At 54.7% G+C, this 10,093-nt stretch carries 12 protein-coding genes and 1 pseudogene; 3 read left to right on the plus strand and 10 right to left on the minus strand.

Annotation, left to right across the window (positions count from 1 at the left end; genetic code table 11):
* Positions 1-508: 508 nt before the first annotated feature.
* Together GOX66_RS26110 and GOX66_RS24735 are read right to left on the minus strand one after the other, a co-directional pair.
* The gene (locus GOX66_RS26110; protein ID WP_272871552.1) at positions 509-631 is read right to left on the minus strand and encodes a hypothetical protein; all 123 of its coding nucleotides are present in this window, start codon (positions 629-631) and stop codon (positions 509-511) included.
* A gap of 53 nt (positions 632-684) precedes the next feature.
* A complete protein-coding gene (locus tag GOX66_RS24735; RefSeq protein ID WP_170766459.1) occupies positions 685-858 on the minus strand; it encodes a hypothetical protein in 174 nt (57 codons plus the stop codon).
* A gap of 126 nt (positions 859-984) precedes the next feature.
* On the opposite strand from GOX66_RS24735, the gene GOX66_RS24740 reads away from it, so the two are divergent.
* Positions 985-1,449, plus strand: a complete 465-nt coding sequence (locus tag GOX66_RS24740) for a GNAT family N-acetyltransferase (protein WP_170766461.1) — start codon at positions 985-987, stop codon at positions 1,447-1,449.
* A gap of 142 nt (positions 1,450-1,591) precedes the next feature.
* Here the strand turns inward: GOX66_RS24740 and GOX66_RS24745 are convergent, their stop codons facing one another.
* Positions 1,592-2,230 carry a DedA family protein gene (locus tag GOX66_RS24745; RefSeq protein WP_170766463.1) on the minus strand — a complete coding sequence of 213 codons (639 nt, stop codon included), beginning with the start codon at positions 2,228-2,230 and terminating at the stop codon, positions 1,592-1,594.
* Between the two features lie 543 nt (positions 2,231-2,773).
* On the opposite strand from GOX66_RS24745, the gene GOX66_RS24750 reads away from it, so the two are divergent.
* Together GOX66_RS24750 and GOX66_RS24755 are read left to right on the plus strand one after the other, a co-directional pair.
* Positions 2,774-3,634, plus strand: coding sequence for a dienelactone hydrolase family protein (locus GOX66_RS24750; RefSeq protein ID WP_170766465.1), 861 nt, complete (start codon positions 2,774-2,776; stop codon positions 3,632-3,634).
* A gap of 91 nt (positions 3,635-3,725) precedes the next feature.
* Positions 3,726-3,863, plus strand: a complete 138-nt coding sequence (locus GOX66_RS24755) for a hypothetical protein (protein ID WP_170766468.1) — start codon at positions 3,726-3,728, stop codon at positions 3,861-3,863.
* A gap of 152 nt (positions 3,864-4,015) precedes the next feature.
* Here the strand turns inward: GOX66_RS24755 and GOX66_RS24760 are convergent, their stop codons facing one another.
* The 7 genes and pseudogenes from GOX66_RS24760 to GOX66_RS25670 all read right to left on the minus strand — a co-directional run.
* Complete coding sequence (locus tag GOX66_RS24760) at positions 4,016-4,873, minus strand: DMT family transporter (RefSeq protein ID WP_170766470.1); 858 nt, start codon at positions 4,871-4,873, stop codon at positions 4,016-4,018.
* A 1,364-nt stretch (positions 4,874-6,237) separates the two neighbouring features.
* A complete protein-coding gene (locus tag GOX66_RS24765; RefSeq protein WP_170766472.1) occupies positions 6,238-7,734 on the minus strand; it encodes a YfjI family protein in 1,497 nt (498 codons plus the stop codon).
* Positions 7,731-8,588 carry a DUF7146 domain-containing protein gene (locus tag GOX66_RS24770; protein WP_170766475.1) on the minus strand — a complete coding sequence of 286 codons (858 nt, stop codon included), beginning with the start codon at positions 8,586-8,588 and terminating at the stop codon, positions 7,731-7,733. Before GOX66_RS24770 ends, GOX66_RS24765 begins: the two co-directional genes overlap by 4 nt.
* On the minus strand, positions 8,585-8,740 hold the full coding sequence (locus GOX66_RS24775; RefSeq protein ID WP_170766478.1) for a hypothetical protein: 156 nt from the start codon (positions 8,738-8,740) through the stop codon (positions 8,585-8,587). The genes GOX66_RS24770 and GOX66_RS24775 overlap by 4 nt, the downstream gene beginning before the upstream one ends.
* A complete protein-coding gene (locus GOX66_RS24780; protein WP_170766480.1) occupies positions 8,737-9,111 on the minus strand; it encodes a hypothetical protein in 375 nt (124 codons plus the stop codon). The genes GOX66_RS24775 and GOX66_RS24780 overlap by 4 nt, the downstream gene beginning before the upstream one ends.
* A gap of 118 nt (positions 9,112-9,229) precedes the next feature.
* Entirely contained in the window at positions 9,230-9,424 is a 195-nt protein-coding gene (locus GOX66_RS24785) for a helix-turn-helix transcriptional regulator (RefSeq protein WP_170766482.1), read from the minus strand.
* Positions 9,425-9,908: 484 nt separating this feature from the next.
* Positions 9,909-10,093: pseudogene (locus GOX66_RS25670) on the minus strand (hypothetical protein); the annotation flags it as partial.

A 10,093-nucleotide genomic window follows, 5' to 3' on the forward strand; every position in this document is an offset into this window, starting at 1 on the left:
CAAAGGCCAATCATGCACTAACAATCAAATTGGACCACACAAGTGGGGCTGATCATCGCCAGAAACTTCAATCCCTGTGCGAAGCTGCGACTAATCATGGGAGAGAGGTGGTAGTCCCTCTCCCATAAAACGGGGTCCCGTGAGTGATGGTGTGAGAACTGTTATCACAAAATCGTGAGCAGGCAAAACTGAGATATCGTTTCGTGGATATACCTTTCGTGAAACTGGTGGATGGCCACTTGATTGAGAGGGGCGTTTCCCAACTCCCACCCCCAAAAAGGGAACAAACATCTCCCAATGGTGGAAGCTGTCACGCTCGCTGTTCAAACAGCGGAAATACAGCGGGCATGTTAACAAATGTTGACATCGCGGCGGCTATCGCAGGTTTCTAACGGGGAATACCGGTCCCTGTTTATACAGGCGTTTACAGGGCGTTTCCAGGCGGGGGAGGAATAACTCTGTCAACGGATTTGCAATCCGTCTACGGCGTGTGGCGCGCATATCGCGCTTATTCCGTCGCTGTGGCTGGTGCGGTTTCCTCACCGCCCGCGTCCTCGCCACCTGACCTCATCATGAAGATAGCCAGGACAGCAACAATCACTGTAGCGGTAATGATATAGTTCCTGTTCATATCCACTCTCCCGATACGGTTAGCAGCGCCCACGACAATTAGTCACCAAGTGTCTAGGCAGTGGCCTGCATGTCAGGCGCTATGTCGAATAACTGTTCGTATTGCTCCACAGCCGCCAAATACTCGTCCAGCTTCCGACCTTCCTCGGTATCCGACTCAGACCCCCACAGATACTCAATCTCCCGGAGTGCGGCATGGTACTCAGCCTGGGTGCGGACAAATGTCATGGCAATACCTCAAGAAAGAAATCAATGCCGGGACTCATACCTGAGATTTCGCGATTCTGGTAGGTAGATTGCAGTCCAAAATGGCTTAGACTTCTCGGTCCTGTGATACTCTGTTAGAGATTGCCAATGCCTGAATTTCGCCCTTTCTCACGAGATACGCTCCGACCTCTGGCGGCACTGAACGTGCACGACGAGCAGACTTCGTTCGTTGCATCAAACCTAATGACTATGGCCCAGTCTATTTTTGAGCCAGGGTCGGAAATCTACGGTATTTGGGAGAAAGCCACCCCGGTCGGGCTGCTGGCGGTGGTCGATATGTCCCACCCGGAAGCGGATCTTGACGAAGGTGACAACCCGGACGGGATCTATGTTTGGCGGCTGATGGTCGATACAACCCATCAGGGTCGCGGTTATGGTACAGCCGCGTTGGAGTTTGCAAAATCATTGGCGTGCGAAAGAGGGCGCTCAAATCTGGTAGTTAGCGTTGTTGATGAGCCGGGTGGCGCTATGCCGCTCTATGAGAAGTTTGGTTTCCACCGGACGGGAAGAATAGTTGATGGAGAGGTCGAGTTGGTCATGCGGTTGGTTTGAGCTATCGAGCAAGCCTCTTTCCGACAAACCGGACTACCGTTTTCTAACGGGAAATAACGACCCTGATAGTACAGGCGATAACAGGGCAACACCGAGCACGCGCACCCGAAACCGATATCGAAAAGCCAAGACCCAGTTGGATTCAACCTGCCTTGCGTCGTTTCTTGGCTACCGTGTTGCGTCTCTTCAGAGCGCTGCGACCAAATACGAACACCAACACTAAGGCTATAGGAATCAACACGGCTCCTATTAGCGAAAAATGGTGCAGGGCCTTCGTCAAGAGGGAAACGTGCAGCCCAAACTGATATGCAAGTGTTGTCCAGAACAAAACCCAAAGCACAGAGCCCGTAACGTTTGCAACGAAAAACTTCACCCATGGCATGTTTGCTGATCCTGCAACCAAGCCATTGAGTTGTCTAAGTAATACGAAGAATCGCGCGCATACGACTACATAGGAGCCGTATTTGTCCGTTGCCCGTTCTGCAGCCTCATACTTCGCCTCGGTAATGCCAAAACGCGCCCCATACGCAAGGATGATTTCGCGGCCATACCTTCGTCCAATCATATAGGCAATGTTGTCGCCAGCAATCGCCGCAAGACTGGCGACCGCTGCAACTGCGACAATGTTGAGAGATCCTTTTGCTGCAAGCGCCGATGTCGCGATCAAGGCGCTTTCTCCAGGGAGAGGTAACCCAAACGTTTCAAAGAATATCGTGGGAAACAGTACGACGAGCCCGTAGCCCTCAACAAGATTTGCGAAATGTTCTGCGAGGTGATGCATATTGAATCTCGAGACTACTGAAACGTCAGTCGACGGCAATTCTTAAGACTTCTTAGTTTTGGTATCCTAACTTTATCCAACTACGTGACAACGGCACCCGCCAGTGCCAATCATCGCGCCGAACAACACTTTCAAAAAAGCGGCTTTCTTTGTGGGCGGCCCGGCAACAATCTATGCGTCCTAGTTTGCTGCCTCTCTCCGTTCTGGAGTAGTGCGAGTTATCACCAAATGAAAATTGGGCGCGCCTATCACAAGCACGCCCCAGTCCCAGGGAGGGTAATGAAAAATATGCGCTCTAAACTCAACATGAACGCTAACTCATCTATGTCCTCAGTATTGCATAGGCTGGCATTGCAGTCAGTGACGTGGGTCACATAGCTCTTTCCGATAATCCGGCATACGCCCAAAATGCGGGCTTTCCGCCGTTTTGGTGTCCCGGTACAATTGCCCTTCATTGGTGGTACCTAATACCGCTGTCTCACCAGAGAGGTTGAGAGCTTGCCTTCAACCCACCTTAGAAGAACAGAGAACATTGGAACCACAATGGCGCTTGTGGCGTTCGTTGGCGCAATGATGCTGTCCGTTCCCGCATATTCACAGGACCACGGCTTACACAACAGTTCAAAGGTGTTTTCTGCCCCAGCGGATCTTTCTTGGAAGCATTGGGATGATCCACTTGAACTGGAACGAACATGGCAAGCGGCCATTGTTCGAGTTCCAACCGGCAAAGGAACGTCCAAGCTGGTCACAACGGACGACTTGCAACAGGCAACAACGGGTATTGAACGGAAAGTGCCGACCGTCATTTACATGCACGGTTGCAGTGGGATTTGGCCGGGCACTCACAGGCGAATGAAGTTTCTCGCAGACAACGGATTTATAGTGATAGCGCCTGCCAGTCTGGCGCGCGAAACATATCCTCGGTCATGCAATGTGGAGACGCGCGAAGGAGGTCTGTTCCGTGGAACAGTGGTGCTCAGACGCAACGATGCCGGTTTTGCAATAGAGAGGGCGCGGCAACTTCCCACAGTGGATGACAGGAACATTGTCTTGATGGGGTTCAGTGAAGGAGGCGTAGTAACCGTTACCTTTGAGGCCCAAAATGAACAGCAGCAAGTCAGGGCGAGGGTTTCCGAAGGCTGGACATGCCACGCGCCGTGGCCGGAATACCGAGGGGTGAATGCACCCGAAAGCGAGCCTGTTCTGACCCTTTTGGGAGAACGAGACCCGTGGCATCAAAATCAATGGACCAAGGGAGACTGCGCTCAATTCCTGGATAAGTCGAATGGTAGCAAATCCGTCGTCTATAAGAATGGAGCATTGGCCGCTGAGCACGGATTGCTCGAATTTGAAACCGCACAACGGGACGTTCTCGGTTTCCTTAAGAAGAATCTGGATTTATGAGGGCGTAACCCAGGAATCAAGAGACGCCTAAAACGCGTCTCTGTTCTCCCGGTTGGCTACCGGCAATCGCTCCGGATGCCCCCTCTTTCTCATGTTCCGTTCGCGCGCCCATTCCACAACGGCTTCAACGTGCCGCATATCAGCCCGTCAGGATGGCGTCATTGACGACGCGTTCAACGCGCTCATTCGTGACGATGCGACGAGATTACTGGGCGCGGTGAACGTCTGAGCCGCGTTCCCGAGTTGCTCGGCCCCAAGGACCGCCCCTTGAACCGGGCGGTTTCTTTGTCAGGTCGAAAGTCCGCTTCGAGCCCAAATTTCCAAATGCTGCGGCACAAACAAATGTCCGGTTCTCAAATTTCGGCGAAAAACGCGCTGAAGTTAACGCCGGTTGTCCTTCGGCAAGAGTGTGAGTACGAGCAGGGCGCAGATGATGAGACCACCGCCAAGCATTTGTGAGGCCGTGAAAGACTCTCCAAAGACCGCCCAGGCAACAATTACCGCCCAGAGCAGAGATGTCAGCCGAAAGGGTGCCACAAATGAAGCCTCGCCCCATTGGAGCGCTGTCGTGATCAACAGCATGGCCACGCCGTGGCACAAACCAGCAGCGAGGACAGCTGCGAGCGCCAGTGAATCATTAAGTGCCCAATCGCCCACGCCCAGAAACACACCCACAATCACCATCCCGATAGATGCATAGAGTGTCAGTGCAACGGCGCTGTATTCAGGCCCAAGCCTTCTTGTCCAAAGTTCGCGACCGGCCCCCATCAACGCGCTGAGCAGTGGGAATAGAATGAGCCATCCCGAGGCAACGGCCTCAAGTGACAGCATGATGCCTGCCCCGAGCATACCGATGGTCACAGCACCCAGTTTTCCGAGCGTCAGCCGCTCTGTCAAAACCATCGGTGCCAGAAGCGCGACAAACAGGATGTTTGTCAGGTCGATGAAGACCGCCAGCGAAAACGGCAGGGAAACCAGCGCAATCACGAATGCATAGACATTGGCGATCGTGAACCCGGTCCGGATAAAGAGATCGCGATTGCGCAGGCTGGGTAGAGGGGTTCTCCGATACCACAGGATCACAATGCAGCAAGCCACTGTTGCCAAGGAACGGACAGCGATGATCTGGTTGGTAGGCAAGTGGCTGGCGTAGAGCTTTACGAAGGTATCATTGGCAACCAGGAAGAACGCGCCCAGTGCCATCAGTGCCGGTGCTGTGCGGGGATGGGACAAATGCATGGCTATCACTTTATCTATCGGCGAGTCTTCGGTTCGATTGGTGGTGGAGTCGGAATGCGCAGTCTGAGATTACATGCCCAAAAAACAAAAAAGCCCCCGGGGGTCGCGGGGGCGCATGGCAACGGATTTGGAAACCGTTATCGGAACATGCACCTCGCGTTTGCAAAATAATAGGTTCTGAAAATCATGTCGGGTCTCCTGTCGGACAATGCATAGATGTCTCTGCCTGCTTTGGCAATCTAGCCGGGAGGTTTCGCATGATCCCGTCAGTTTTTTCTCCAAAATCGGTGTCTTTGGCCAACTTAATTTGGGAGAGCGGATTTTAGCGCAACTGCGGCGAATTCACACTTTGTCCGCATAGTGGTCGTCAAGGTTTGTGCAGAAGGTATGCCAAATAACCGATTGGAAGTCTCTCCCTAACACTGCCCGTTTTTGCCGGTTGGATTTCGAGCAGGTGCTTTATGCACCGGGTAGTCATGCCCTTCGCGCCAATGCGTGTAGAGTTTGCGGCCTTGGTTGGAGTGCTGCAAGGGGTACTCGGTCAACTCGTATGCAGGAGAAGTAGCGCATCCCCGTTTGCCCAAACCGCCGTGTTCAGTAAGTGCAATAATCCTGTGGCCTGAAGGTGATGGAACCCCCTGGCAGCGGTCTTAACGTCACTGCCAATGAAAAGAGCAGCCCGCCGAATAGAGAGACGAATTTGACCGTAGTTGTTTTCCTTAAGCCCCGTCCATTGCAACACCAGCCAAGGATATAGGCTGGCCGCAGTCGAAGGCAGCGCGCGCCATGCAGGCGTCTCTAGTGTCTCGCGGTATAGAAAGACTTCTTCAGTGTATTCGGGTTCCATTTCTTTTCCCGACCCTTGGTTGTCGCTCGTCCTCATGTCGCTGCTTCCCATTGCTGTGTTAGACCGTTCCACACCCTGTCGTTGGAGCCGTGGCGTTCCCATTCTGAAAGACGCCGCCATTCTTCTAGGCTGACCACCTTGCCGGTCCATGTGACGGGCCTGCCGCCTACGCCAACACGATCCGGTACAGGCCCCTGGCTTTGGGGTAGTTGCTGAGGCGCATCCTGGACCATTCCGGTTTTCTCTCCCCGACACGTGGCAGAAGCCGGCAGAAAGTCATCAAACCCTTTATTTGCAGAGCTTTCGTTAGGACCGACCTTACCGGCAGAAAGTGGCAGAAAGTCCGCCACCTTGTTTTGTTCCGGGCTTATTGCCGGTTTTTGCCACTTAGGGGCGTTTCGCCATCGCCCTTGTTTTCAACGCTCTGGACCCTTTTTGCCGGTTTTTGCCGGTTGTCGGCGGGGGTAATAAGGTCAGCGTCGTACCTCCGCGCCAATTCAGACCAACGTCCCATGGCTCAACCTCCCAGCTTTGGATTAACCGCAAAGACCACCGACGGACGGCCCCCGGTTTCGGTTCTGATTTCCCGCAACCAGTCCGCATCCATCAGCACCGAGAAAGCCGCCATTACCTGCTTAGCTGTCCCGAGGCCGGTTCGATTGCGGTGCTGAATATCCCGGACCTTTAGCCCGCTCGGCTGTTCTTCCAGAATGATACGAGCAATTGCCTTTGCTCCCTCGACCTCCGGAGCTGCCCGTGCAGTACCGTAAGCACGATAGGCGTGTTGCCTTAGGTAATCCCCTACAAGGTCGCAGGCACGGCCCATGTGATGGTTCTCGATAGCAGACGGCGGCGCATCAGTTGTGCTTGCCGCCCAATCTAGATGGGCCAAAACACACGCCACCCTAACCACCAGACCCGGCATCTTGCCGATGTGGCTCTTGAACAGCTCTGTGGCGTCCGCCTCCCACTCCCTGACCTGCTTTCGGAAGTCTTGCAACACATTGGCCGCTGGCTCGCTGAGATGAACAAAGTACGGGCGTTTGCTGCCTTCTTCGTCCAATGCAGGTTGCAAGGACCGCAGGCGTGATATCGCGTTGACCATCCGGGCCTCATCCAAAATGGACGCTGGTCGCTCAATCGGTACAGGATCAGGAAACACCACCATGAACCGCGCCAACAGCCCGTCGTCGCTGGACTTGACCAGCAGTTCAGACAGTTTGTCGGGCTGCGTACCGCCAGTAATGGCCACGCTCAGATGATCCACAACTATAGGCTCTGGATGGTTTCTCCGGTCAATGGTGTAGCTGCGCCCGCCGAACGTCTCTAACCAGAATGGACGGTCACCGCCGCCGTTATACCGATCCATTGAGGACAGCCAGCCGGACAACTCATCGCGAGACAGTAGCAGGCCCCGCCATGTGGCAGAGAGAAGGTGCGCAACTTCTTCGGTGGTAATGTCGGTGATGTTGATCCGCTCACGAACCGGCGATGGCCCCGCATCAGCCTCAGTTGGTTTAGCAGGTGCATCAGCACTTTCTTTAAGCGCGTCTCTGACATCCTGTTTCCACTGCGCCAGTGAAAAAGAAGCCATTTCGTTTTCGGACTCCCATTCATCACGGGCATGGCGGTATTCCTCGGCCAAGCCACGTTCAATCTCTTTGACGGGATCAAGAACACTATCCAGAGCCGGACTTTTGCCTGCTGATGGATCACCAACCAGGAGCGTCCAGAGTATCGGCGGTTCTTTCCAGCCGTCCCATGGGACCGCCCAACGTGAATTACCGATTGCGGCACTGGCGACGCTCAACAGGGTCAGCATCACATAGTCAACCGGGGCGTTCTTTACTTCGGCTGCATCCTTGATCCAGTTCGCCCACGGCCCGAACACATGTTCAAAATCCTCGTCACTCATCACGGGGGGCGCAGGTCGGCTGGGCTGGCCAATATTCATATCCGGGTCAGGCCATTGCGTTGCGGGTTCAAATGGTACTGGTTGCGGTACTGCGTTCATTTCACTGCTCCATCTTTCAGGACGTCATTCCAATCCTGCCCGTCCGGCGCGGGCATCAATGATACATTCCAGCCAAGGGCATATGCCCGAGACGCAAGCGCGTCCCCGGCTTCCCGTCCGGCTGGGTCTCCGTCTGTTGCGATAATCAGCGCCCCCGGTTCATCCGGCAGGCGCAGGGCTTTCATTCCCGAGGTGCTGAGCGTGGCCCAGACAGTCACAGAGTCTTCCAGCAGTCCCGACAGCAGGGACAGGCCGGTCTCTATGCCTTCGCACACCACAAGCGGTCCCTCGGCCTCTGACAGAACCACAGCGCCACCGCTGCACGGCCCCAACATCAGCTTGGCAGACTTGGCCAGCCGGTTGCCCCGTTTATCGAAGAACGTCCGGTGAATGCCGCCAGTTGTGACCTGCGCCACCATTGCCATGCACCACGACGTTGTCGGGCTGTGGAAGATATCAGGGACAAACCGCAGGGACGGCGGCAGGGGGCAGGTGATACCCCGCCCACGTAGATGAGCCTCGGCCTTGGTGCGCTCGATGGACCGGGATGCTTCCCAGATCCCGCGCGCCTGCCGCAGCTTGTTTTCCTCGTATTCCTTACGCCTCTGATCCGCTTCGCGCCGTGCCGCCGGATCAATCCGTGCGGAACTGGCCGGGACGTTGGCCGCATCGGCAATATCCTTGAAACTGCAGCCGCCCTTGAAGCAGTACAACAAGAGTTTGCCGCCTGATTCAGATATGGAAAGGGCCTGTTGGTCTTTACGACGTTCCGGCTGACAGACGGGACAGGGTGCAGAACCCTGCCCATTGCGCCAGACGCCACCGAGATTGAATGTCAGGGATTCCGCGTTCATGACGCGCCCCCATTCAGGTCCACCCCGAACCAGTGCAGTGCCACTATCGGACAGTCGCGCAGCGCCCTGCGCGGCGGCGTGTTCTGATTGTCAGACTGGATCTGACGGGGTTCGTAACGAATGGCGCGGGATTGAAGGCTGTAGGCGCTCATGAACGCACCCCCTGACTGTCGATCAGGGTCACCTTGTCCTTGAGTACATACACACCGAACCGTTCACGCCCGGTGCGCGCGTCGTTGCTGTACCACTCTGTTTCGATATTAAGGCCCTGTTCATCGCGCAGCATTTGCACGTAGTGCGACAACCGGCAGGGGCTGGCGCAGTACATCGGCCCTTTAATCAGGGCTTCCAGAACACGGCGCTTGTTCTTGCTTACATGAAGGGTGCGCGGATCAGCGCCTTCACTCTCAACAAGGTATTCACCCATCCCGGTTTCGGATTTCAGGCAATGCCAGCCTGTCACCCAGAGTGTGCCCGCTTCAGGGCGGTCTAACTTCAATTCGCTGCCTGTAAATGCAGTCATTAGTTCTATCCTCGCTTGCGCGAAGGGACGGAACACGATAGATTCCAAGTGTAGATTTCCTACACGGCCTAAACGAAATCACCCGTGTCAATGTCGTCCCCATTGGCGCGGGTTTCGCTTAAACGCCCTGGCTTTCGCCCATGATCCAGGCATCAATCTGATGCGTATCCACGAACGCGGCGCGACCTACGGTGTGCTTGGTAATCACACCCGCATTGGCGGCGCGGTCGAAGGTGGACCGGCTCAGCGAATACCGCTGAATTGCATCTTTAAGACGGATCAGGTTTTTGGGCTTGGCGCTCGATTCTGCCATTTGAATTGCTCCAATTTTGGCAGAAGGTTCGGATAGAATTTTTCGCTAAATTGACGGACAACCTGTATACGTAGAACACTCAGCGCGTTCGCAGAATGCGAAAAACTATTTGCGTTCCTATACGCAGGTGCGTACATATTAATCGTGGGTATGTGACGAATGACATTCGTTGCATCCCGACGGGAGAAGAACAGAGCGAACCCTTTTTGATGCTGGGCGTGTGCCTTGTCTCTCTCCGTGTGCATTCTATTCCGAAGCTCCTGCTTTGGGGTTAAGCAGATGGGTCGCCCGAACTTTGGTAGGCGAAGGCGACCCTCTGCGGTGATACCTCAAGAACATTCATGGGGTGTCCTGAAAGGTGTACTCACCATAAACTGTGCACCCCATGCACCGCAATACCTTGATGAAAGCGCTTGGTGAGCTACAATATAAAGATGAACCTCGGGACGACTCTGTGGGAAAGCTGTGCGTAACCTTGCAAAGTTCACGCATTTTTTGCACCCCGAATCGGGATGATATCAGCCTCAACCCCGGTTACATGTGCCGCCCAGCGTTCGGCCAGCAACAAACGTTCATCGAAGTAGTCGGATCTTTGATAAGCCCGTGAAACGGCTTGATCAGCCCCACTTGTGTGGTCCAATTTGATTGTTAGTGCATGATTGGCCTTTG

It is taken from the genome of Ruegeria lacuscaerulensis (genome assembly GCF_013031245.1).
Taxonomy (GTDB): domain Bacteria; phylum Pseudomonadota; class Alphaproteobacteria; order Rhodobacterales; family Rhodobacteraceae; genus Ruegeria; species Ruegeria lacuscaerulensis_C.

Excerpts from the sequence above, each read along its gene's own strand:
- GOX66_RS24775 (WP_170766478.1), bottom strand. The coding sequence starts at position 8,740 with ATGAGCGCCTACAGCCTTCAATCCCGCGCCATTCGTTACGAACCCCGT.
- GOX66_RS24735 (WP_170766459.1), bottom strand. The coding sequence starts at position 858 with ATGACATTTGTCCGCACCCAGGCTGAGTACCATGCCGCACTCCGGGAG.
- GOX66_RS24750 (WP_170766465.1), top strand. The coding sequence starts at position 2,774 with ATGGCGCTTGTGGCGTTCGTTGGCGCAATGATGCTGTCCGTTCCCGCA.
- GOX66_RS24745 (WP_170766463.1), bottom strand. The coding sequence starts at position 2,230 with ATGCATCACCTCGCAGAACATTTCGCAAATCTTGTTGAGGGCTACGGG.
- GOX66_RS24765 (WP_170766472.1), bottom strand. The coding sequence starts at position 7,734 with ATGAACGCAGTACCGCAACCAGTACCATTTGAACCCGCAACGCAATGG.
- GOX66_RS24785 (WP_170766482.1), bottom strand. The coding sequence starts at position 9,424 with ATGGCAGAATCGAGCGCCAAGCCCAAAAACCTGATCCGTCTTAAAGAT.
- GOX66_RS24770 (WP_170766475.1), bottom strand. The coding sequence starts at position 8,588 with ATGAACGCGGAATCCCTGACATTCAATCTCGGTGGCGTCTGGCGCAAT.
- GOX66_RS24755 (WP_170766468.1), top strand. The coding sequence starts at position 3,726 with ATGTTCCGTTCGCGCGCCCATTCCACAACGGCTTCAACGTGCCGCATA.
- GOX66_RS26110 (WP_272871552.1), bottom strand. The coding sequence starts at position 631 with ATGAACAGGAACTATATCATTACCGCTACAGTGATTGTTGCTGTCCTG.
- GOX66_RS24740 (WP_170766461.1), top strand. The coding sequence starts at position 985 with ATGCCTGAATTTCGCCCTTTCTCACGAGATACGCTCCGACCTCTGGCG.
- GOX66_RS24780 (WP_170766480.1), bottom strand. The coding sequence starts at position 9,111 with ATGACTGCATTTACAGGCAGCGAATTGAAGTTAGACCGCCCTGAAGCG.
- GOX66_RS24760 (WP_170766470.1), bottom strand. The coding sequence starts at position 4,873 with ATGCATTTGTCCCATCCCCGCACAGCACCGGCACTGATGGCACTGGGC.